The following is a 21,476-nucleotide window of genomic DNA, read 5'->3' as shown; positions in this document are numbered from 1 at the left end:
CCGCGCACCTGGCCTATTTCATCTGATCAATGAGCGGTACGCCCGGCGCGCCGCTAGTTAAGAAGTCGCGCACGGCGCGGGTGGCGCGGCAGTCGTCCTCGTTGTAGCGCAGCAGCATGTCGCGGGCGGTGTGGTCCCCAAGGCGCGCGGCACGCCGCAAAGCAATGGAACGCTCCCCGTCCACGTCATCGTCTTCCCAGGTAAACCCGGCTGCCGGGGCCAGCACTTTCAGCCCCAGCCCGTCGGTGCCCACCAAGTGTTTGCGTGCGTAGGCGAACACGTCAACCCACTCGTCGCTGCTCAGAAACGCCGCGACCTCTGCTGCATCCACGGAGCCGAACCGCTTCGCTGAGCTGCGCATCCAGTAGTTCTCGCCTCCCGCGGCAAAGCAGTATGCCCGGAAGGTTTTGCCCGCAGAGCTTGCTGCTTGTTTGCGCTGACGCAACCACCCCCAAAACTGCCCAAAGTTTCGCTCCTCCGCCGCCGAATCAGCGCCGCCAACCTCGTCCCACGTGACAAAGGAGTAGTAGCGCTGCCCATCAAACGCACCCCACAGGTAAGCGCCCTGGTCCAGGTAGGCCTCCATGTCGATATCGATCTCCACATCAGCGCGCGGGATGGTGATCTCGCCGGGGCGGCGAAGCAGCGAGATGTCCTTACGCCAAGCGCGGGCGATGGCGGAAGGTTCGCCCACGTTGGCGTCGATTAGCTGCTGCACCGTGGTGATCCCCTCATCGCGCAGCACGTCGCCGCGGCCGCCGGGCAGCACCAGCGAAATATCGTCCAGCTCCTCCAGACGAGGGCGACACAACTCCCAGAACCGGCAGGTCGCGCACTGTTTCAGGCGTTTCGGCTCGTCAGGGATCGGGGCGGTGAGCGCCTCAATCAGCGGCGGGATGAAACGCTCCACATCCCCGATGTAGGCGCGTGTGCGGTCCTGGCCAATCACGCCGCCGCGGCCGGTGGCCTTGCCGTAATCGCGCAGCAGCAGCTCCGCGATGGCCAGGCGGTAGCCATCAACGGTGTGGTGACGCGGCTTCGCTGGCACCTCAAGCGGTGCAGAAAGCCCCAACCGGCCAACCGGGATCATCTCCATCCGCGAAGTCTCATGCGGGCGCGCCACCCTGTGGTTCGAGATGATCACCGGCAGGTAATCGTGGCCGTCGCGCACCAGCACGTCCACGTCCGCAACCACGCGCACGCCCTCGATCTGGCCAGTCAACCTGGCATTCGTAATCACATGCGCGCCAGCGCGTACCGCGGAGATTGTGCGTGCTGCCTGCTCGTCGTCCCCACCCGCCGGGTCTACATCAACCCGGGTGAACAGTTTCCTGCGCCCATCACCCACCGCACGCTTGGTGGGAAGTGCGTTGAGGACTAGGGCGCGTGCGGCGTCGATACGCGGCTGGCGCTCCAAGGACTCTGGCAGCGGCGGGATATTCGGGTGCACCGCACGCTGGTGGAGCCTATAGCGGCAACCCACCAGATCATTCGCACGCACTTGGGCCGGGAACATCACAATGCTTGAAATGCTACCCGTCGCGCGTGCCGCACATGGGTAAGGTGGACGCCATGGGAATTCTCAAGTCCATCCGCAAGAACAGCAAAAAACAGCTGAAAAAGGTTGAAGCGGAAGTAAAAAAGGCCGAGGCAACCGCCCGCAAGTACTCCCGCGACGAGGCCAAGGCTGACCTGCGCATCGCACAACTGCTGGACAAGGCAGAAAAGCGCCTGCTCAAGGAAGAGCAGAAGGGGCTGAAGCGCAAGCGCAAGCACGAAAAGGACCTGGCCAAGGCGCACCTGAAGCGTATCGACGAAGCCGGCCTGACCAAAAAGAAAGCCAAAAACCTCGCCGGCGCACTGCGCGTTCTGGTTCCGGTGCTGCTGCCGCTGATCTACAAGGGTCTGACCGCTTACCAGCAGCGCGAACTGGACAACCGCGCCGCCGGCCAGCGCTAGAACCTACAGCACGCCCATCTCGCGGGCGGACGCCACGGCAGAAGTACGGGAGCGCACACCCAACTTGTCGTAGATATGCACAAGGTGGCTTTTCACCGTGGCCTCCGACAACATGAGCTCCGCGCCGATCTCGCGGTTGGATGAGCCGGCGGCCACCAGCTGCAGTACCTCTAGCTCACGCGGGGTGAGTGAGGAGCGCGGGGTGCGCTCACGCGTAGCCAGCTTGTCGCGCACGGTTGGTGACATCGGCACCGCCTCACCCGCGGCGCCATCCGCAACGCTTTCATCCATGCCCGCGACGGATCGGACGGCGGCGAGGAGTTCTTCCGGCGGGGCGTCTTTCAACATGTAGCCCACCGCACCGGCCTCGATGGCGCCGAGGATGTCAGCGTCCGTGTCGTAATTGGTCACCACCAGCACCTTTGGCGGGTTGGTCAGGGAGCTGCGGATGGCGGCGGTGGCTTGCGCCCCCGTCATCACGCGGGTGCCCTGGGGGCCAGCACCAAAACGCAGGTCCATCAGGATCACATCGATGCCCCCGGCCTGAGCCGTGGCAATTGCGCCTTCCGCGGTGGCTACCTCACCAACCACCATGATGTCGTCTGCCTGCTCCAACACAGAGCGCAGGCCAAGGCGCACAATCTCATGATCATCAGCCAGTAACACGCGAATCATGCCATCATCCTAACTGTCTAGTCCGAACTATCTACAGCACCGTCCACAGGCACCGCCACGGAGATTGCTGTCGGCCCGCCCGGCGCGGACTCAATGGTCAGCTCCCCGCCAAGTTCCGCGGCGCGCGAACGCATCGCATCCAACCCCAGGTGGCCAAGACCTGCGGGTTTGCCGGCTTGCGCTGCAACGTCAAAGCCCACGCCGTTATCCACAACGTCCAGGCGGATCTCCTCAGGCTCGTGTGTGAGTGTTACCTGTACGCGGCTGGCGCCCGAATGCTGCACGGCATTCGACACCGCGCCTTGGGCGATGCGCAGCAGTCCAGCCTCCACACGCATGGGCAGTTTCTGCGGCTCACCGTGGGTTTCCACCTGAATATCCATGTCACTGGCATGCGCAAAGTCCGCGGCGATGCGCTCCAGAGCTTCGCTTATCGACGCTTCGCGCAACCCCGCCGGCGTCAACACCGCAATCATCGCGCGAGTCTCCGCCAAGTTGTTAGACGCCGCCCGGCGTGCCGCCTCCATCCGGCGCAGCGGCTGTTCAAGCTCTTCTTCAGCCACGTCAAGGTTGCCCAAGTCCCGCTCGGCGGCGTGCAGCAACATTTGGATAGAGGACAAGTTTTGCGCCACCGTGTCATGAATCTCGTGCGCCAAGCGTTCGCGCTCCTGCGCCACACCTGCTTCGCGTTCGGACTCGGCGAGTTGTTCGCGGGTGGACAGTAGCTCGTCGATAAGCAGAAGCCTCTCGCGGCTCACCCTGCCGATGGTGGTGAATGCATAGTTGATTGCCACCACCACAACGGCGGACAGGGCCGGGCCCATAATGCCGCCGAGGGTGAGCCCGGTGGGGATCTGGAAGATGATGGCAATGGCCAGGTCAATGGCCACAAACAGCAAACCCCGCCAATCATTGAACGCACGCAGGGAAACAAAGAACAGCAGAAACACCCAGTAGATGGCCACCGGCGAGATGGTCATGTCTGAAATCCACACCGCCGTGACCGCACTGAGCCACACCAGCTTGCCCAACGTGCCCCACCGCGGCATCTCCACCATGCCGTAGAACAACAGGAACGAAAACGCGGTGACCAGCACAATGTGCAGCAACGCCTCATTCAGCGGCATCCGAGCAAGCGCGAGCAGGGACACCAGCACCAAACTCACAGCCAAGACGGTCACGCCGGAGTCAATAGCTTTGTTGTCTGGGATGTCTGCGGGGTCCCGCTCCAACATCACTAGTCTGGAGCTCATGCGTTTGAGACTACCCACCCTGCTCCTGTGCGCGGCCCTGGCGGGGTGCGCGGGCGGCGACAACCCCGGTTCGCCGGGTGCGCCGGATGCCACCGACGCACCGGAAGGTGTCGAATCTCCCGCCGGCGACGGCCTGCCGTTAGACGCACTGCCGGGCACAGACCGCAACGGCTGGGTCGACTGCCCCTACCTGGACACGCAGTGGGTGGCAGACACCAACGGCCAGCGCGTCACCGGCGTGGGCATTGACGAGCGTTTCAACCCACCCGCCTGCCAATACTGGTCCTATCCCCCAGAACCGCAGCTGACCGTGTTTGTGCGCCGCATGCCCACCGCCCAAGAAGCGATGACGGTGGTGGACTGGGCCATGCCGATTGACACCACCGCGCCCGCCGACCAGCCCGAAGGGTGGAACGGCGGACGCCACGGCGGCGGCGACGTGCCCGGCCGCCTCGGTGCCGGCTACGCCGTAGCTCACGGCAACACGGCAGTAGTGGTGTTTACCAACCAGAACGAATCCGTCAAAGCACAGCTTGTTGCGGAGCAAGTTATCGCTAACCTAGGACTGTGACTCAACCAGGGACTCAACCAGAAATCCGCGTCGCCGCCGTGGTGATCCGCAACCCCCAGGGCGCGGTGCTGTGCGTGCGCAAAAAGTCCAGCCCCCGCTTCCAGCTGCCCGGCGGCAAGCTTGAGGCCGACGAATCCCCGCTGGATGCCGCACTGCGCGAAACGCTCGAAGAGGTTGGCGTGGACCTGGATAGGCACCAGCTTGGGTTCCTGGGCCGGTTTTCTGCCGAGGCCTCCAACGAGCCCGGCCATACGGTGACCTCGACCGTGTTCGCCGCCCCAGCCGGCGTGCTTGATCGCATGGGTGTCCATCCGCAGCCGGCCGCCGAGATTGCTGAGGTGGACTGGATCCACCCGGCAGATACCGCTGGTTATGAGCTTGCACCGCTGCTTGCCACCCGTATCTTCCCGGCGCTTCGCCCGCGCACACTCAAGGCGGTCGCCGTCTTCGCTGGCGCCCGTGACGCCACCGACCCCGCCACGAGCGAACTGGCCTACGCGCTTGGCAAGGCGCTTGCAGAGGCCGGCATCACCCTGGTCTACGGCGGTTCCAAGCTGGGACTGATGGGACAGGTTGCCGCCGGCGCGCATGACGCGGGTGGTCGCACCCACGGCGTGCTCACCACGCACCTGGCTAACTATGAGCTTAAGTATGACGAGCTAGATGAACTTGAGCTGGTTGGCACCATGGCGGAGCGCAAAACCCGCATGAGCGAACTCGCGGACGGCATCATCGCACTCCCCGGCGGCGTGGGCACCCTCGACGAACTTTTCGACGCCTGGACGTCCCAACAACTCGGCCTCAACCCCATCCCCATCGGCCTACTGGGCACCGAGTTCTGGCGCCCGCTTGCCACCATGGTGGATCACATGGTTGGCCAGGGCTTTGTGCGGGCTACGGACCGGGAGCATTTACTGCTTGACGACGCTCCCGCCAACCTCCTCACCCGCTTCCAAACCTGGATCCCGCCAGTACCCCGCTGGATCTAAACAGCAACGTCGTTATACGGCATGAACGAGGACACCCAGGGAAACACCACGTTCATAAGCAGCAGGAACACCGCCACCAGAATCACGATGGTGATCAGCCATTTCACCGGCGGGGTGCCGGGCAGTTTGTTCCACAGGTATGAGTACATGTCCTAGCGCCTTTCAGTCATGGCGGCGGGCAGCGCACCCTCGCCGTCTGGGGTTTTCGGCACCGCCTCCGTCTTCACCGCGTGGATAATCATGCGCTCCTTGTTGGAGAACTGCGGGTGGCACGTGGTCAGCGTCAAGATGGACTCCATGCCCGGCATAACTTCCGTCGACGGGGTTTCCGGCATGGGGTTGACCACGTTGATGTCGTTCGGCAGCGTGATGTGCCGTCCAAGCACTGAGGCATAGTCGCCGGTTGCTATGCGTTCGTTGAGGTCGGGTGGGAGGCACGTGGACGTCGATAAGCGACGAAGCTCCGCATCCCCCTCCATCGGCAGCACCCGGTAAGTGACCCACTGGGTCTGGGTCTCAACCACAATTGCGTCGCAGGCATTGAGCTGGCCCAAGTCATTAAACGGCGCGCCCTTGCCCACGCGGTGGCCAGCTACGGCGAAGTTACCGGGCTCACCAGGCATCTGCGTGCCGGGGTAGCGGCCAGGGCCGGCGAGCAGCGCCGTCGGATCCACACCCTCAATGATGGCGAAGCGGTAATCCGGGCCAAAGGAGGGAATGTACATGCGGGCAAAGGCGTCACCCTCCGCAGGCGCGTGGACGGAGCGGGGGTTGACCCAGTTTTCCTCCCATACCTCTTCAAGCCGTGACTGCGCCTCATTCTGCATCTTGCCGGAGGCGATGTTGGTCCAAAACGACTCATAGAACGCAAAGAGCAACAGCACCGCGCCAATGGTCAGCAGCACCTCACCAATAATCTGGCCAGGGGTGATGCGCGCAGGTTTGCGTGCCTTGTTACCGGAGTTCTTCCCCAGGTACTCGCTCAAGTTCTCACCCGGCCAAAACGGTTGGGGTGCCCCGCCCATTGCCGCTCCCGTGGTTGCCGATTGCATGGCCTAACATTAACGCACATGCTGGAAATGCTCGTGTACCCGGTGTCTGCCGTGATGAAGTTCTGGCACTGGCTGCTGGCCGGATTGCTTGGCGCGGACTCCAACGCCGCCTGGGTTGCCTCGGTGTTTCTGCTAGTGATCTCCGTACGCTCGCTGATTTTGCCCTTTGCGTGGCAAACCATCTCCAGTACGCGGCGCGCCTTCCTCATGCGTGCGCACTTGGAAGAGGTGCAGCGCAAGTACGGCGAGTCCACCGATGTGGAGGACCTGCGAGCCGAGCAAGACGCGCGCAAGCAGATCCAAAAAGACCACGGCTATAACCCGCTCGCCGGGTGTGTGCCGGTGTTTGTCCAGGTGCCGGTGTTTCTTGGCCTGTATCGACTGCTGCAGTGGATGTCCGTTCCGGATGCGTCCGCGGGCCGTAAGATCGGCGTGCTTTCAGACGCGGAGATCGCTTCCTTCCGCGACACCACCTTCTTCCACGTGCCCTTGTCTGCCTATGTGTCTATGGATGAGGCACAGTTCGCCTTCCTTGGCACCACCCAAGAGGCCACGCTGAAGGTGGCGTTGCCGTTTGTCATCATGGCCGCGGTGTTTACCTCCGGAAACCTGCTGATCAACCAGGCACGCAACCGCACGATGTTGGAGTGGGCGAACACCTTCACGCGCCGCAGCTACTACTTTTTGTACTGGTTCGTGCCGTTCGTCGCCGTGATGCTGCTGCTCTCCGGCCTGACTGGCCCGGTGCCAATCGCGCTGCTCATGTACTGGGTGGGCAACAACCTGTTCACCACCGTGCAGACGGTCACGCTTTGGGCGTTGGCCGTTCGCACAATGCCGGCCTCCGACATCCACATTGAGGCCCAGGCCGCGGCGCGTGAGAAGTACCGCACGCAGCGCGCCGAGGTCAAGGAGCATAAGTCTGCTTTATTGCGCCTCCGCGCATCCACCCTCACCAACCCCACCCAAGCCGGCCGCATCCACCGCGAAATTCGCGACGCTAAACGGGCGCGCAAGCAAGAAAAACGCGACGAAAAGCAGCGGAAGAAAACGCTGGAGAGCGAGCGCTCAGCGGCCAGGCGCGAACTTGCGCTGCTGCGTAAGAAGGAACGCGAAGAGCAAAAAGCCAGCGAGCAGGCTGGCGAGCCGCCCAGCGAGCAGGACTAGATCGAATAGTCCGCAGGCGGCGCGCCGAGTTCGTTCTTGGCCAGTTCGCGGGCCTTCTCCAATGGGGTCACGCTCTGGGTGAACCTTGCCCCCGCCAAGCCACCGTCTAAGTAGATCAGCAGTTCATCTGCTTGCGCAGCAGAGTCGTAGCCGTTCTTCTCCGTGAGCAAGCGAGTGAGCGTGGAGTGCATCCAACGCCTGTGGTCCAGGCTAGTTTCCACAATGCGCTTCTCGGATTCTGTCTCCGGGCGCGGGTATTCCGTTGCCGCGTTGAAGAAGGGTGAGCCGCGGAAGTTCTTCTCCGGCTCCTCATCAATCGCCATGTCAAAAAAGACAAGGATTTTTCCATCCAGGTCCGCCGCCTGGTCGGCGCGTTCCTGCCAGCGCTGGCGGTACTGCTCATCCATGCGCTCAAGGTACGCAACCACCAGGTTGTCCTTGGAGCCGAGCAGGGAGTACAGGGAGGCTTTGGCCACGTCTGCTTCGCGCAGCACGCGGTCGATGCCGATGACGCGGATGCCCTCCTCGTTGAAAAGCTTCGTCGCCGCATCTAGAAGGCGCTGCCTCGGGCTCGGCCGATTACGACGCCGCGGAGCAGGCTTCTTCTTTGCCGCGTCTGAGGATGCCACCTACGTCTCCCTTTCATATAGACAAACCGGTACGTTCATACTACCCCGGGTGGCAAATCGCGCAATGGGCGCCAACAAATAAATTCCCCCGAGCTACTTTTTCAAGCAGCCCGGGGGAATTCCCAAATAGGTGAAGCGCTATTTCTTGTGGCTATTTCTTGTGGCCGGAAACCTTATTCACAATCCACAGCAACACCACCGCACCCAACAGGCAGGTGAGGAAGCTAAAGATAGAGCCTCGGTCCGAGACCTGGATACCAGCCAGGGTAAGCAGCCAGCCGCCGATCAGGCCGCCGACAATACCAACGAGGATGTTCAAACCAATGCCCATCTGGGCATTACGGTTTTGAATCCTCGAGGCTACCCAGCCGGCCAAGCCGCCGATAATAATCCAGCCAAGAAATCCAAGAGTGGGGGTCATAGTTTTGAGGTCCTTTCACAGATAAACGTTGTGTTTACTTTTCCAGGACCCCATTATGCCCTTCTATGCGTTATATCGCACGACCATCATCGGGCACGGCGCCGACTGCAGCAGCGCACGCGAGGTGGAACCAAGCAGCATTCCCTTGAAGCCGCCGCGGCCGTGCGAGCCCGTGACCAGCAGCTGCGCGTTCTCTGCGGCTTCCGTCAGAGCACGCACCGGGCGGTCGCGGGTGATCACGCGCTTGACTTCAACGTCCGGGAACTTTTCGCCAACTTCACGCAGATAGTTGTCCAAAAGCTCCGCCTGCTCGTCGTGAACCTCCTGCCAACGGTCCTCTGTAATGGCGAAGCCAGCACCCGGGGCCGGCACGTGTGTATCAATCCACGTGTGCACCGCAACAAGCTCCGCACCGCGGGCCTGCGCCTCTTCAAACGCAACCTCAGCGGCACGTTGGGAGACTTCAGAGCCGTCAATCCCAACAACAACCGGGCCGTACTTGTTCGCCTCGGTCACCGCGTTATCTTCACGCACCACCACAACTGGGCAGTACGCGTGGGAAACCACAGCACCGGAGACGGAACCAAGCATCACGCCAGACAGGCCGCCGAGGCCACGCGAGCCCATGGCGATCATGCCGGCTTCACGAGACATCTCCAACAGCATGTCAATCGGCGAGCTTTCCGCCACAGCATGACCAATGCGCAACTCAGGCGCAACCTCAAGTGCGAGCGCACGAGCGTCATCGATCTTCTGCATGGTTTCACGCTGCAGGTCATCATAAAGCTCCTGCGGCGGGACCATGCCCTCTGCGTACAGGAACTGCGGCATGGTGTAGCTGGACGCAAGGCGCAGCGCCACATTGCGCTTGGCCGCCGCGTTAGCTGCCCAACGAACTGCGTTGTTTGATGCCGGGCTGCCGTCTACTGCAACAACAATGTCGGTGCCGCGTACTTCTTCTTCCTCGGACATGAACCGATCCTTTCCCTCTCTACGCTGTTACTTCCAGCTTACTTCGGCAGCTCCACGGGGTGCGCGGGTTCCGAGTTTGCCGGGTAGAACAGGTCATAGAGTGCCGCGAGAATATCGGCGATGCCTTTGCCCACACCTTCGCGGAAGAATGCCAGTACTGGTTCAAGTATTGCTGCAAGATCCATGGCCGATAATGTACTACAACATGGCGCGCGCGAAACGGAAAACTGAACCCCCGTTGCCTCCTCAGGGCGGGTTGGGGGCTTCGCGCGCCCGCGTCCCCGAGGGCCCGGGGGTGCGCGCGATTGATTTTGTGTGGCATTTGGTTTCCACCCAGCGCCACCGTCACCCGGAGGATGACTTTTCTGCTGTTGAGGAGCGCTTTCGGGAGGGGTTGGTGGTGCGTCGTGACGCAACTGCAATTAGCCCGGATGAGTGGCTGGCCCCTGGCACGGACGTCTTTTTCTATCGACGCCCCGCCCCCGAAACCCCCGTGCCCTACGAGGTCCGCACGGTGTTTGAGGACGACACCATCCTGGTTGTGGACAAGCCGCCCTTCTTAGCGACGATGCCCCGCGCCTCCCACATCACCGAAACCGCCACCGTGCGCCTTCGCCGCGCCACGGGAAACGAGGAGCTCACCCCAGCTCACCGGCTGGATCGCGGCACGTCGGGGCTTTTGCTTTTTACTAAACGACGCCACGCCCGCGGCCCCTACCAAGAACTCTTCGCCCGCCGCGAAGTAGACAAAATGTATGAGGCGATCGCGCCCTATGTGGATGTAGCGGCACCCACCGAGTGGTCGCACCACCTGGTGAAGGTTGCCGGCGAGCCAGCTGGTTCCATAGTGGCGGGCCTAGAGCCGAACTCACATACTGAGGTTGCTTCGGTGACCCGGCTTGGAGCTTCTGAGGAGCGGGAGCTGCAGCGGCTGTACGGGGTGGATGCGCCGCTTGCCCGCTACGTGCTGCACCCGATTACTGGGCGTACGCACCAGCTCCGACTGCAGATGATGGCAGAAGCCGCCCCCATTCTTGGCGACACCATCTACCCCACCCTCCTCCCAGCCGGCGCCGAAGACTTCTCCACCCCAATGCGCCTGCGCTGCACGGGACTTGCGTTCACCGATCCCCTAACCGGCGAGCCTCGCTCCTTCAGCGTGTAGATCTGAGGGCCAGCTTCCCTACCGACTCTCTCGGGTGACACTCCCTCCCCGGGCAACCGAATCGCTGCTAGTCGTTATCTGCTAGTCGATACGTTGTTTCCGGCCGTGTGTGTACACATTCGACCTGGGGTTTTGTGGGTGTCTTTTCGTTATCGTCTAGCAGGATTCGGGGGGCACAAACACACAAAAAGCAGCCCGTCTACCACGTGTGTGTGGCAGGCGGGCTGTGTGATCATGTTTTGAAGTTGTTGGGTCGGCGGTAACCTACTCTCCCACACCCTCCCGAGTGCAGTACCATCAGCGCGGGCAGGCTTAGCTTCCGGGTTCGGAATGGGACCGGGCGTTTCCCTGCCGCTATCAACCACCGACACATCTTGGGGGCCATGTAATGGCGTTCCACTACCTGTTATGTACAAGGGGTGGTGTGTCAGATACCGGAAAGTGGACGCGACAGTCACTGTTACATTCAGTGTTTGCTGTTGTGTTGTTGTTTGTGTTGGTGGATTAGTACCAGTCACCTCATCACATTGCTGTGTTTCCAGTTCTGGCCTATCAACCCCATAGTCTATAGGGCACCTATAATGAAACCTCATCTTAAAACAGGCTTCCCGCTTAGATGCTTTCAGCGGTTATCCCTTCCGTACGTAGCCAACCAGCGATGCTCCTGGCGGAACAACTGGCACACTAGAGGTACGTCCGTCCCGGTCCTCTCGTACTAGGGACAGCCTTCTTCAAGTTTCAACGCGCGCGGCGGATAGAGACCGAACTGTCTCACGACGTTCTGAACCCAGCTCGCGTGCCGCTTTAATGGGCGAACAGCCCAACCCTTGGGACCTACTCCAGCCCCAGGATGCGACGAGCCGACATCGAGGTGCCAAACCATCCCGTCGATATGGACTCTTGGGGAAGATCAGCCTGTTATCCCCGGGGTACCTTTTATCCGTTGAGCGACACCACATCCACAAGTAGGTGCCGGATCACTAGTCCCGACTTTCGTCCCTGCTCGACTTGTAAGTCTCGCAGTCAAGCTCCCTTGTGCACTTACACTCTAAACACCTGATTGCCAACCAGGCTGAGGGAACCTTTGGGCGCCTCCGTTACATTTTGGGAGGCAACCGCCCCAGTTAAACTACCCACCAGGCACTGTCCCCAACCCAGATCATGGGCCAAGGTTCAGGTATCCACTACGGTCAGAGTGGTATTTCAACAACGACTCCACAACCACTGGCGTGGCTGTATCAACGTCTCCCACCTATCCTACACAAACCGCACCGAACACCAATACCAAGCTGTAGTGAAGGTCCCGGGGTCTTTTCGTCCTGCCGCGCGAAACGAGCATCTTTACTCGTACTGCAATTTCACCGGGCCTGTGGTTGAGACAGCAGGGGAGTCGTTACGCCATTCGTGCAGGTCGGAACTTACCCGACAAGGAATTTCGCTACCTTAGGATGGTTATAGTTACCACCGCCGTTTACTGGGGCTTAAATTCTCCGCTTCGACCCAAAAGGGTCTAACAGGTCCTCTTAACCTTCCAGCACCGGGCAGGCGTCAGTCCGTATACATCAACTTAACCGTCTTCGCACGGACCTGTGTTTTTGATAAACAGTCGCTCCCCTCTCTTCTCTGCGACCCACACCAGCACACTAACCGCATGTGTTAGCTACCGGTTTGGGTCCCCCTTCTCCCGAAGTTACGGGGGCATTTTGCCGAGTTCCTTAACCACAGTTCACCCGCTCGCCTTAGTATGCTCTACCTGACTACCTGTGTCGGTTTCGGGTACGGGCCGTCTACACACATCGCTAGAGGCTTTTCTCGGCAGCACAGGATCACCACCATCACCCATATATGGGCTACGCATCACGCCTTGCACATATGACAACCGGATTTGCCATGTTGTCGTGCTGCACGCTTGCACCAGAATCCAATAACTGGCGTGGCTACCACTCTGCGTCACCCCATCACTTACCTACAACAAATCAGGCCCCACGCATCACCACCAACCACACACCACAAGGGTGCGTATATCAGTAGCTTTGGGTGGTTAGTATCATTGCTTCAGCATTGGTCGCGTGTAGGCGGGTACGGGAATATCAACCCGTTGACCATCGACTACGCCTGTCGGCCTCGCCTTAGGACCCGACTCACCCTGGGAAGACGAACTTGACCCAGGAACCCTTCGTCATTCGGCGGATACGATTCTCACGTATCATTCGTTACTCATGCCTGCATTCTCACTCGCGTGCAGTCCACACCCCCTTACGGTAATGCTTCACCCCACACACGACGCTCCCCTACCCATAGTAAAAACTATGCCGCGGCTTCGGCGGTGTACTTGAGCCCCACTGAATTGTCGGCGCGGAACCACTCGACCAGTGAGCTATTACGCACTCTTTCAAGGGTGGCTGCTTCTAAGCCAACCTCCTGGCTGTCTTCGCGATCCTACATCCTTTTCCACTTAGTACACCCTTAGGGGCCTTAACCGGCGATCTGGGCTGTTTCCCTCTCGACTATGAAGCTTATCCCCCACAGTCTCACTGCTATACACCACTTTTAACCGGCATTCGGAGTTTGGCTGACATTGCTAAGATGATAGTCCCGCTCAACCAACCAGTAGCTCTACCTCCAGCAAGCTTGTATAACGCTGCACCTAAATGCATTTCGGGGAGAACCAGCTATCACGGAGTTTGATTGGCCTTTCACCCCTACCCACAGCTCATCCCCTCAGTTTTCAACCTAAGTGGGTTCGCGCCTCCACAACCTCTTACAGCTGCTTCACACTGGCCATGGGTAGATCACCCCGCTTCGGGTCCAGGACATGCCACTAACAACACCCATTTCGGATTCGCTTTCGCTACGACTACCCCACAGACTGGGTTAACCTCGCGACATGCCGCTGACTCGCAGGCTCATTCTTCAAAAGGCACGCCATCACACACATCGAGGTGCTCTGACGGATTGTAAGCGCACGGTTTCAGGAACTCTTTCACTCCCCTCCCGGGGTACTTTTCACCATTCCCTCACGGTACTATCCACTATCGGTCACACTGAGTATTTAGGCTTACCGGGTGGTCCCGGCAGATTCACAGCAGATTTCACGGGCCCGCTGCTACTCGGGGAAAACACATACACCCAACGCAGCTATGTCTTCGCGTACAGGACTCATCACCTTCTCCGGTGCACCATCCCAGGCGCTTCCGCTGACACAACCACATCAAGCAAGTCACTGACAGATAACTTACGATGCACCCCACAACCCCACATGCGCAACCCCTGCCAGGTATCACACACACATGGTTTAGCCTCATCCGCGTTCGCTCGCCACTACTAACGGAATCACAATTGTTTTCTTCTCCTGCGGGTACTGAGATGTTTCACTTCCCCGCGTTCACCCCCATACAGGCTATAGATTCACCTGCAGGTAACACCACATAACTGGTGCCAGGTTTCCCCATTCGGACATCCTCGGATCAACGCTTAGTTGGCAACTCCCCGAGGCTTAACGCAGCCTCACACGTCCTTCATCGGCTCAGCATGCCAAGGCATCCACCGTACGCCCTTGACCACAAACGAAATACACATACTAAGAACAAACAAAAAACAGAAAAAACAGAAAAACAAACACACACCCAAACACCAACCCACAAGGCCAGCATCCAGATGCATGATGCTCGCGTCCACTCTCCAGTTCTCACACACCACACCCACACACCAACACACCACCCAAACCAGGTGACACATCAGCATGAGGCAGTGAGGAACACACACATTCGTGTTGCCCCAGACACCCAACAGCATGCCAACACATACAAACGCTTGTAGAAAATGATTACTGTGCGATACCCCGATATTGCGTTCCACACCACCTTCTGGTGTGGGGTATGCATCCACCCGGATTCTTTTTAAAAAACAACTAGTGGCAGTCACACACTCGGCGACATCAACCACCACCACCCACAACTGTGGGTTAAACATAAAGCTCCTTAGAAAGGAGGTGATCCAGCCGCACCTTCCGGTACGGCTACCTTGTTACGACTTCGTCCCAATCGCCGATCCCACCTTCGACAGCTCCTTTTGACAGGCCACTGGCTTCGGGTGTTACCAACTTTCATGACGTGACGGGCGGTGTGTACAAGGCCCGGGAACGTATTCACCGCAGCGTTGCTGATCTGCGATTACTAGCGACTCCGACTTCATGGGGTCGAGTTGCAGACCCCAATCCGAACTAAGGCCGGCTTTCAGCGATTCGCGTCCCCTCACGAGGTAGCTGCGCGTTGTACCGACCATTGTAGCATGTGTGAAGCCCTGGACATAAGGGGCATGATGATTTGACGTCATCCCCACCTTCCTCCGAGTTAACCCCGGCAGTTTCTCATAAGTCCCCACCATCACGTGCTGGCAACATAAGACAAGGGTTGCGCTCGTTGCGGGACTTAACCCAACATCTCACGACACGAGCTGACGACAACCATGCACCACCTGTACACCAGCCACAAGGGAAACTACATCTCTGCAGCGATCCGGTGTATGTCAAGCCCAGGTAAGGTTCTTCGCGTTGCATCGAATTAATCCACATGCTCCGCCGCTTGTGCGGGCCCCCGTCAATTCCTTTGAGTTTTAGCCTTGCGGCCGTACTCCCCAGGCGGGGCGCTTAATGCGTTAGCTACGGCACGAACCCCGTGGAAGGGACTCACACCTAGCGCCCACCGTTTACGGCATGGACTACCAGGGTATCTAATCCTGTTCGCTCCCCATGCTTTCGCTCCTCAGCGTCAGTTACTGCCCAGAGACCTGCCTTCGCCATCGGTGTTCCTCCTGATATCTGCGCATTTCACCGCTACACCAGGAATTCCAGTCTCCCCTACAGCACTCAAGTTATGCCCGTATCGCCTGCAGTCCCACAGTTAAGCCGTGGACTTCCACAAACGACGCGACAAACCACCTACGAGCTCTTTACGCCCAGTAATTCCGGACAACGCTCGCACCCTACGTATTACCGCGGCTGCTGGCACGTAGTTAGCCGGTGCTTCTTCTCCAAATACCGTCAAAAATTCGTCTTTGGCGAAAGGAGTTTACAACCCGAAGGCCGTCATCCCCCACGCGGCGTCGCTGCATCAGGCTTCCGCCCATTGTGCAATATTCCCCACTGCTGCCTCCCGTAGGAGTCTGGGCCGTATCTCAGTCCCAATGTGGCCGTACACCCTCTCAGGCCGGCTACCCGTCGACGCCTTGGTAGGCCATTACCCCACCAACAAGCTGATAGGCCGCGAGCTCATCCCACACCGAAAAAACTTTCCACCACAACAACTACGAAGTGGTCCTATCCGGTATTAGACCCAGTTTCCCAGGCTTATCCCGAAGTGCAGGGCAGATCACCCACGTGTTACTCACCCGTTCGCCACTCGAGTACCCAAGCAAGCTTGGGCCTTTCCGTTCGACTTGCATGTGTTAAGCACGCCGCCAGCGTTCATCCTGAGCCAGGATCAAACTCTCCACAAAAACGTTTCAGCAGAAACAGGCCGTGAAAAGCCCAATACCTAACCAAAAACAAACCAACCAACACAACACACCAAAAAGCATGCAATGTCAGCCTGGCTTAAAAATAAAATCCTTGAATTACTATCCGTTTCTTGGCCATCCGACGAGGAAAAACACCAAGAAACAACATTTTCAGCAAAACATCACCATGTGACGCACCGAAACAGACAATGCCACCATCCAAGATTCATGACACCACCAACCGGCACACACCACAACACGTGGCACACACAACAACATTCCACAAACAAAATGCATTGGCACACTATCGAGTTCTCAAACAACACACGCACACCCATCAACCCACCACAACAGTGAGCATCAAAAGAAGCGGAGTCCCAGCGATCGTTTTCCTGCCCGCCACACAAACCAGAGAAACTCTTTCAGCTCTCCAGCGGGGCGTTGTCGGTCTCGCTGACTGGAACTAAGTTACACACACCCACAACACAACACAAATCCGCAGGTCAGATGCTGCTTTCTTGATCGCATAACCTCACGTTTAATGCCCAGTTTGCACGTTCTTAGTTCGCGCCCACTACGGCAGAGAATCGCTCGCTGCGTGGGGCGAGTGATACGCGGCCCGTGAGGTACAACCCCATGGACACCAGCGCGATTACCAGCACCACGCCGCCCAATCCGATCACCGCCATACCCTCTTCAGCGATAGCCCCTTGATCTACAACATCCAGCATGAGTCGAGTTGGGAAGAAAAAGATGAAGGGCACGACCATCGCGAAGAACTCAGAACTTGGCATAAGTGCATGCGACGCCAAGCACACGAAGGCGGTGATTGCGGTGGTGGCGAGGATGGGGGTTAACGGGGCGTCGATAAGCAAAGAGATGCTCCCGGCAACCAAGCCAAAAACGGCACTCACACCCAGCGACACCAAGACCACCTGGCGTGCCCAAGCTTTCCTAGTTAAGCCCAAGCTGCGGGCGGTCGCGGGCAGGAGGCCGGCTTCCTGAAAGAGCGCAAACCAAAGCACAATGACAGGCACTGCGGCGATGAGCTCACGCACCGTCTCGTTGCCTATATACCCGCCCAGCGGATACAGCAGGCCAACAAGTGCGCCGGCACCTGCGGCCCACAGAAGCGGGCGCGCCCAAAACAGGCTGAGCGTGAGTGAATTTCCCCAAACGCGAAGGCCAGCACCGCGCTGATTTCGCGCCCTCGGCTCGCCGTTTGGCAGTGCGTTTTCAAAAAAGGCGACAACAGTGAGTATCCCGAGGCCGGCACCGAGGATCCCTATTGCGTCCTGACGCGAGATGAGCGCCGTCACCACTGTTAGCAACACCGCCGGAACCGCGCCGAACATAAACGTGCGACGTGCCTGCTGGCGTGTTAGCCCGAATGCCTGCACGAAATCCCCATCAGGCAAAAACACCAACCACCAAATCACCGCGGCGATCACCGGCTGGGTGAGCGCAACCAGTTGACTGTCTGTGATGTTGAGGAAAAATGTGCCAAAAATCGGCAGCATCACGAAAAACCGCCACCATGGGCCAGCCTTGAACTGATGCCAGAAGAGCCTGAACATTTAGCTCGCCTCCAAGTGGGTTGCAATCAGGTCATCAAAACCAGCCACACGCGTGCGGGTCCCGGCCGGCGCAGGCTCGCCGACAGGGATGAGCGTCCGGGTTTCCCCGAGGACCACCTGGTAAGCATCAGCATCCTCGGGGGTGAGGTGCGCGGCAATGCGCCCGTCGCGCCCCAAGATCAGGGCGGAGTCAAGAATGCGAGCGGCGTCCTCAATATGGTGGGTTGCCATGATGATGGTCCGGCCGGAGTCGGCCTGCTCGAGCAAATGCCGGTAAAACACCTGCGTGTTGTGGGTGTCTAGGCCGACGTATGGCTCGTCTAAAAGCAGCAGCGGCGCCGCCGAGGCCAACCCCACCACAATGCCCGTCATCGCGCGCTGACCACGCGAAAGGTTGCCGTAGCGCTCCCGCAATGTCCCGTCAAGGCCAAAATCTTCCACCAGCTCATCGGCGAGCCACTGATCCCACCCCGGGTACCGCAGCGCAGCCGCCGCCAGCACATCTCGCAGCTTCCACGACACCGGATATTCCACATCGACACCCGTCAGCGCAGTCCGGTCCATCACCGCGGGGTTGTCATAGGGCTTTTGCTTATCGACGCCCACGTCTCCCCCACCCGGCCTCAACTGCCCCGCAATCACGCTCAGTAGGGTCGATTTGCCCACACCATTGCGGCCGAGCAGGCCATGGATACCGGGGCCTAAGTCAAAATCAACGCCACCCAGCACCACCTTTTTGCCAAAGGAGCGCTGAAGATTTCGTGCGGTAACCCTTGTCATTGATACATGCCTCTACTTTCTGCAACACGGTCAATCAGGTCGTGCAGGTCGGTGCGGGAGTAGCCCAGGCGTACGGCCTCATCAATCAGCGGGGCAATGAACTCGCCAGCAAAGACGTCGCGGCGCAGCTGGATGATGCGCTCACGAGCACCCTCGTTGACAAACATGCCGAGGCCGCGGCGTTTGTGGAGCACGTCAGCGTCCACAAGCAAAGAGAGCCCCTTACGAGCCGTAGCGGGGTTGATCTCATGGAACTGGGCGAGCTGGTTTGTTGAAGGGGCTTGGGCGCCGGGCTGCAACGAGCCATCCACAATCAAGTCCTCCACAAAGCGCGCCACTTGCACAAAGAGCGGCTCACTCTCCGAATTCATGCGACCCTCCGCCGGGGTAGTTGGTTAGTTACTGCAGTAACTAACTATCTAACAGTTTTTCGCCCAAGACGCAAGCATGAAACAACATTTTCAGGCAGACTGGTGGGGCAATTCATAGTTAGTAACGAAAAGAATCGGAATTTAGGAGCCATGCTTGAACGCACACTGGTGTTCGTCGACACGTCTTACCTGCTTGCGAGCTTTTACAACTCGTGGGAAATCGGCGCCCGCGCACAGTTAGAAATCGACCTCCCCGAGGTCGTAGCAACCCTCGGGACCATGATCACCCAACAACTCAACCAACCCGTCCACCGCCAATACTGGTACGACGGCATCCCCGACTCTGGGCCACACCGCTACCAACGGTCCCTGCGCTCCTGCGCCGGCGTGCAACTGCGCACCGGCCAACTCATCGAATGGGGCGAACGCCGCACCCAAAAAGGCGTGGACACCCGCCTCGTCGCAGACCTAGTACTCAACGCCACGCGCGAACAGTTCAGTGACTTCGTGCTCGTGTCTGGCGACGCTGACATGATCCCCGGCGTCCAAGAAGCCAGCGACATGGGCGTCCGCGTCCACCTCTACGGCTTCGGCTGGGACTCCATGTCCTCTGCCCTGCGCCACGCCTGCGACACCACCACCATCATCGACCCCCGCGAGGACTTCGCCGACTCCATGCAGCTGCAAGTCCTCGAAGGCCCGCTCCCCCCATGCATCAGGGAGCGCCCGCTTAACGACGCTGAACCGGTCGACCAAGACAACGGCCCCACCCCAGTGCCCGGCCTGGGCCCCGACCCGCTGCGTGCGCCGGACGAGGAAGAGGCGGCGCCTGAGCCTTCTCCGGCGATCGTCGCCAAGGCAGCCCGCAGGCAGGCCGAGCAGGATGAGCCGGCACAGACTGAGCCAGCACAGGCCGAGCCGGCACAAGCCGAGTGCGCAGACGACTCCGAGCGCGCCACGGACTGCGACGACGAGCCAACCGAAGCCGAAGTCGAAGCCACCAACCAGGCCAACAAGCCTGGCAACCAGACTTTGAGCAACCCAGAGGCCTCCGACGTGCCGACGCCGGCCCCAAAGCCCACGCCGAAGCCGTCCATGATGGCGCCGCGCCGGAAGCTGCGCTCGCGCTACGTGCCGCTCCCGGAGGAAGTCTGGTCCTCCGCAGGCTTCCAAACCCCCTACGACGTGGGCCAACAGTACGCGGCGTGGTGGTTCGAAAACGCCGCCACCATGGAGCAGCGCGACAAGGCACACATGCTCTCCGGCGGTGGCCTGCCGCCCGAGATCGACCGCCCGTTGCTGCAGTTCGCGTGCGAAACGCTGCACGAATACACACTGAGTGAAACCCAGCGCGTGAATCTTCGCGACGGTTTCCATTCCGGCATCCGCGGCGTCCTCATCAACATCCGCCGCGACTAGCAGCGACTAGTCGCAGAGCCGCGCATAGCAAAAAGCGCCGCGGGTGGGATTCGTGCCCACCGCGGCGCTTTGAGTTTTAGCGGTTAGTTTTGGCGGCTAGTTCTTGTCAGGGTCGGCGCTGAGATACGCCTCCGCGTCGGACACGTCGGTGTCTGCCACGTCGGTATCCTCCGGCGCCTCGATAGCCTCCGGCGCTGCGTTCCCGGAAGCGCCCTCAGAACCGGAGCCGGCCTCAAGCTCGCCCGCCATGGACGCGCGGATCTGCTCCAAACGGCTCGACGCCGCCAGATCAGTGCCAGCGGACTCGATCTCCGCCATGCGGTCCGTCATCGAATCCTTCGCCAACTCCTGCGCTCCCAGCGCGTTGGCGTAGCGGCGCTCAATCTTGTCGCGCACGCCGTCGAGGATGGGAACGCTATCGTCCGCACCGAACTGCTGCATGGAGTCCATCGTCTTGGCGGTCTGCTCCTGCATCTTCGCCTGGTTCAGCTGGCTCTCCAGCTGCGACACCTGCGCCAGCTGCTCCTGGAGACGCGCCTCCGACTGCTTCTGGTGCGCCTGCGCCTCACGCGCCGCCTGCTCAGCAGAGGCGTACGCCTGCTTCGTCTGCTCAAGCTCCTGCTCCACAGACACAAGCTGGGACGCCAAGACCTCCGCAGTCGCATTGAACTGCTGCGCCTTCTCCGCGTCACCAGCACCCGTGGCCTTATCGGCCGCCTGGAGTGCCGTGCGCGTCTTCGCCTGCAGGTCCTCCTGGGACTTAATCAGACGCTCCAGCTTCATCTGCAGCTGATTGCGGTTGCCTATAATCGACGCAGCCTGCTGCGAAATCTCCTGATGATTCTTCTTCGCCTGTGCAACCGCCTGCTGAATCTGCACTCGAGGATCTGCATTTTCGTCGATCTTCGAGTCAAACGATTGCATCATGTACTTCCAACCCTTGGTAAATGGGTTAGCCATGGGGGACACCTTTCGTCGAT

19 protein-coding genes and 3 rRNA genes are annotated in these 21,476 nt (G+C 59.8%); 6 read left to right on the top strand and 16 right to left on the bottom strand.

All coding sequences use genetic code 11. The features are described 5' to 3' along the window. Nucleotides 1–13: 13 nt before the first annotated feature. Nucleotides 14–1,516, bottom strand: a complete 1,503-nt coding sequence (locus AK829_RS10570) for a TM0106 family RecB-like putative nuclease (RefSeq protein ID WP_052205794.1) — start codon at nt 1,514–1,516, stop codon at nt 14–16. Between the two features lie 38 nt (nt 1,517–1,554). On the opposite strand from AK829_RS10570, the gene AK829_RS10565 reads away from it, so the two are divergent. Beyond that, nucleotides 1,555–1,959, top strand: coding sequence for a DUF6474 family protein (locus AK829_RS10565; protein ID WP_070495127.1), 405 nt, complete (start codon nt 1,555–1,557; stop codon nt 1,957–1,959). A 3-nt stretch (nt 1,960–1,962) separates the two neighbouring features. On the opposite strand, the gene AK829_RS10560 is transcribed toward AK829_RS10565, so the two are convergent. Beyond that, on the bottom strand, nt 1,963–2,634 hold the full coding sequence (locus AK829_RS10560; protein ID WP_052205792.1) for a LuxR C-terminal-related transcriptional regulator: 672 nt from the start codon (nt 2,632–2,634) through the stop codon (nt 1,963–1,965). Between the two features lie 17 nt (nt 2,635–2,651). Continuing rightward, the gene (locus AK829_RS10555; protein WP_052205791.1) at nt 2,652–3,887 is read right to left on the bottom strand and encodes a sensor histidine kinase; all 1,236 of its coding nucleotides are present in this window, start codon (nt 3,885–3,887) and stop codon (nt 2,652–2,654) included. Between AK829_RS10555 and AK829_RS10550 the strand changes: the two genes are divergently transcribed. Then, complete coding sequence (locus AK829_RS10550) at nt 3,886–4,458, top strand: DUF2020 domain-containing protein (protein ID WP_052205790.1); 573 nt, start codon at nt 3,886–3,888, stop codon at nt 4,456–4,458. The two genes, AK829_RS10555 and AK829_RS10550, sit on opposite strands and share 2 nt — an antisense overlap. Further along, the gene (locus tag AK829_RS12835) at nt 4,455–5,447 is read left to right on the top strand and encodes a TIGR00730 family Rossman fold protein (RefSeq protein ID WP_083439838.1); all 993 of its coding nucleotides are present in this window, start codon (nt 4,455–4,457) and stop codon (nt 5,445–5,447) included. Before AK829_RS10550 ends, AK829_RS12835 begins: the two co-directional genes overlap by 4 nt. Here AK829_RS12835 and AK829_RS12705 read toward each other — a convergent pair. Both AK829_RS12705 and AK829_RS10540 read right to left on the bottom strand, forming a co-directional pair. Further along, nucleotides 5,444–5,596 carry a hypothetical protein gene (locus AK829_RS12705; protein WP_198147764.1) on the bottom strand — a complete coding sequence of 51 codons (153 nt, stop codon included), beginning with the start codon at nt 5,594–5,596 and terminating at the stop codon, nt 5,444–5,446. The two genes, AK829_RS12835 and AK829_RS12705, sit on opposite strands and share 4 nt — an antisense overlap. A gap of 3 nt (nt 5,597–5,599) precedes the next feature. After that, nucleotides 5,600–6,499, bottom strand: coding sequence for a class E sortase (locus AK829_RS10540; protein WP_052205789.1), 900 nt, complete (start codon nt 6,497–6,499; stop codon nt 5,600–5,602). Nucleotides 6,500–6,517: 18 nt separating this feature from the next. On the opposite strand from AK829_RS10540, the gene yidC reads away from it, so the two are divergent. Beyond that, nucleotides 6,518–7,666 carry a membrane protein insertase YidC gene (gene yidC / locus AK829_RS10535; protein WP_052205788.1) on the top strand — a complete coding sequence of 383 codons (1,149 nt, stop codon included), beginning with the start codon at nt 6,518–6,520 and terminating at the stop codon, nt 7,664–7,666. On the opposite strand, the gene AK829_RS10530 is transcribed toward yidC, so the two are convergent. The 4 genes from AK829_RS10530 to AK829_RS12700 all read right to left on the bottom strand — a co-directional run bounded on the left by AK829_RS10530 (nt 7,663) and on the right by AK829_RS12700 (nt 9,873). Further along, nucleotides 7,663–8,295, bottom strand: coding sequence for a TetR/AcrR family transcriptional regulator (locus AK829_RS10530; RefSeq protein ID WP_052205787.1), 633 nt, complete (start codon nt 8,293–8,295; stop codon nt 7,663–7,665). The genes yidC and AK829_RS10530 overlap by 4 nt on opposite strands. Nucleotides 8,296–8,446: 151 nt before the next feature. Further along, nucleotides 8,447–8,716 (bottom strand): GlsB/YeaQ/YmgE family stress response membrane protein, encoded by a 270-nt coding sequence (locus AK829_RS10525; protein WP_052205786.1) that lies wholly within the window; start codon nt 8,714–8,716, stop codon nt 8,447–8,449. Nucleotides 8,717–8,779: 63 nt separating this feature from the next. Then, entirely contained in the window at nt 8,780–9,688 is a 909-nt protein-coding gene (locus tag AK829_RS10520) for a universal stress protein (RefSeq protein ID WP_052205785.1), read from the bottom strand. A 38-nt stretch (nt 9,689–9,726) separates the two neighbouring features. After that, nucleotides 9,727–9,873: a hypothetical protein gene (locus AK829_RS12700; RefSeq protein WP_168156370.1), complete on the bottom strand. Its 147-nt coding sequence runs from the start codon at nt 9,871–9,873 to the stop codon at nt 9,727–9,729. A 20-nt stretch (nt 9,874–9,893) separates the two neighbouring features. Between AK829_RS12700 and AK829_RS10515 the strand changes: the two genes are divergently transcribed. Then, nucleotides 9,894–10,853 (top strand): pseudouridine synthase, encoded by a 960-nt coding sequence (locus AK829_RS10515; RefSeq protein WP_052206514.1) that lies wholly within the window; start codon nt 9,894–9,896, stop codon nt 10,851–10,853. Nucleotides 10,854–11,104: 251 nt separating this feature from the next. On the opposite strand, the gene rrf is transcribed toward AK829_RS10515, so the two are convergent. From rrf to AK829_RS10485, 6 genes are all read right to left on the bottom strand, one after another. Beyond that, a 5S ribosomal RNA gene (gene rrf / locus AK829_RS10510) occupies nt 11,105–11,222 on the bottom strand. A gap of 116 nt (nt 11,223–11,338) precedes the next feature. Then, nucleotides 11,339–14,423, bottom strand: a 23S ribosomal RNA gene (locus AK829_RS10505). Nucleotides 14,424–14,837: 414 nt separating this feature from the next. Beyond that, nucleotides 14,838–16,349 (bottom strand): 16S ribosomal RNA (locus AK829_RS10500). Together the 16S, 23S and 5S rRNA genes form the textbook arrangement of a ribosomal RNA operon. Before the next feature lie 560 nt (nt 16,350–16,909). Then, complete coding sequence (locus AK829_RS10495; RefSeq protein WP_052205784.1) at nt 16,910–17,926, bottom strand: hypothetical protein; 1,017 nt, start codon at nt 17,924–17,926, stop codon at nt 16,910–16,912. Further along, the gene (locus tag AK829_RS10490; RefSeq protein ID WP_052205783.1) at nt 17,927–18,706 is read right to left on the bottom strand and encodes an ATP-binding cassette domain-containing protein; all 780 of its coding nucleotides are present in this window, start codon (nt 18,704–18,706) and stop codon (nt 17,927–17,929) included. Further along, on the bottom strand, nt 18,703–19,077 hold the full coding sequence (locus tag AK829_RS10485; protein ID WP_052205782.1) for a GntR family transcriptional regulator: 375 nt from the start codon (nt 19,075–19,077) through the stop codon (nt 18,703–18,705). The genes AK829_RS10490 and AK829_RS10485 overlap by 4 nt, the downstream gene beginning before the upstream one ends. Before the next feature lie 150 nt (nt 19,078–19,227). Here AK829_RS10485 and AK829_RS10480 point away from each other — a divergent pair, with 150 nt between their 5' ends. Continuing rightward, nucleotides 19,228–20,496, top strand: a complete 1,269-nt coding sequence (locus tag AK829_RS10480; RefSeq protein WP_052205781.1) for an NYN domain-containing protein — start codon at nt 19,228–19,230, stop codon at nt 20,494–20,496. A 96-nt stretch (nt 20,497–20,592) separates the two neighbouring features. On the opposite strand, the gene AK829_RS10475 is transcribed toward AK829_RS10480, so the two are convergent. Continuing rightward, nucleotides 20,593–21,456, bottom strand: coding sequence for a PspA/IM30 family protein (locus AK829_RS10475; RefSeq protein WP_052205780.1), 864 nt, complete (start codon nt 21,454–21,456; stop codon nt 20,593–20,595). Between the last annotated feature and the right edge of the window lie 20 nt (nt 21,457–21,476).

The sequence above is a fragment of the Corynebacterium riegelii genome (assembly GCF_001263755.1).
Lineage (GTDB): Bacteria > Actinomycetota > Actinomycetes > Mycobacteriales > Mycobacteriaceae > Corynebacterium > Corynebacterium riegelii.
The sequence above is the reverse complement of the archived record's forward strand: the minus strand, read 5'-3'. Positions and strand labels throughout refer to the sequence as shown.

Bases quoted from the DNA above. Each gene is read 5' to 3' on its own strand.
- AK829_RS10570 (WP_052205794.1), bottom strand. From the start codon at position 1,516: ATGTTCCCGGCCCAAGTGCGTGCGAATGATCTGGTGGGTTGCCGCTAT.
- AK829_RS10565 (WP_070495127.1), top strand. From the start codon at position 1,555: ATGGGTAAGGTGGACGCCATGGGAATTCTCAAGTCCATCCGCAAGAAC.
- AK829_RS10560 (WP_052205792.1), bottom strand. From the start codon at position 2,634: ATGATTCGCGTGTTACTGGCTGATGATCATGAGATTGTGCGCCTTGGC.
- AK829_RS10550 (WP_052205790.1), top strand. From the start codon at position 3,886: ATGCGTTTGAGACTACCCACCCTGCTCCTGTGCGCGGCCCTGGCGGGG.
- AK829_RS10555 (WP_052205791.1), bottom strand. From the start codon at position 3,887: ATGAGCTCCAGACTAGTGATGTTGGAGCGGGACCCCGCAGACATCCCA.
- AK829_RS12705 (WP_198147764.1), bottom strand. From the start codon at position 5,596: ATGTACTCATACCTGTGGAACAAACTGCCCGGCACCCCGCCGGTGAAA.
- AK829_RS10540 (WP_052205789.1), bottom strand. From the start codon at position 6,499: ATGCAATCGGCAACCACGGGAGCGGCAATGGGCGGGGCACCCCAACCG.
- yidC (WP_052205788.1), top strand. From the start codon at position 6,518: ATGCTGGAAATGCTCGTGTACCCGGTGTCTGCCGTGATGAAGTTCTGG.
- AK829_RS10525 (WP_052205786.1), bottom strand. From the start codon at position 8,716: ATGACCCCCACTCTTGGATTTCTTGGCTGGATTATTATCGGCGGCTTG.
- AK829_RS10520 (WP_052205785.1), bottom strand. From the start codon at position 9,688: ATGTCCGAGGAAGAAGAAGTACGCGGCACCGACATTGTTGTTGCAGTA.
- AK829_RS12700 (WP_168156370.1), bottom strand. From the start codon at position 9,873: ATGGATCTTGCAGCAATACTTGAACCAGTACTGGCATTCTTCCGCGAA.
- AK829_RS10515 (WP_052206514.1), top strand. From the start codon at position 9,894: ATGGCGCGCGCGAAACGGAAAACTGAACCCCCGTTGCCTCCTCAGGGC.
- AK829_RS10495 (WP_052205784.1), bottom strand. From the start codon at position 17,926: ATGTTCAGGCTCTTCTGGCATCAGTTCAAGGCTGGCCCATGGTGGCGG.
- AK829_RS10490 (WP_052205783.1), bottom strand. From the start codon at position 18,706: ATGACAAGGGTTACCGCACGAAATCTTCAGCGCTCCTTTGGCAAAAAG.
- AK829_RS10485 (WP_052205782.1), bottom strand. From the start codon at position 19,077: ATGAATTCGGAGAGTGAGCCGCTCTTTGTGCAAGTGGCGCGCTTTGTG.
- AK829_RS10480 (WP_052205781.1), top strand. From the start codon at position 19,228: ATGCTTGAACGCACACTGGTGTTCGTCGACACGTCTTACCTGCTTGCG.
- AK829_RS10475 (WP_052205780.1), bottom strand. From the start codon at position 21,456: ATGGCTAACCCATTTACCAAGGGTTGGAAGTACATGATGCAATCGTTT.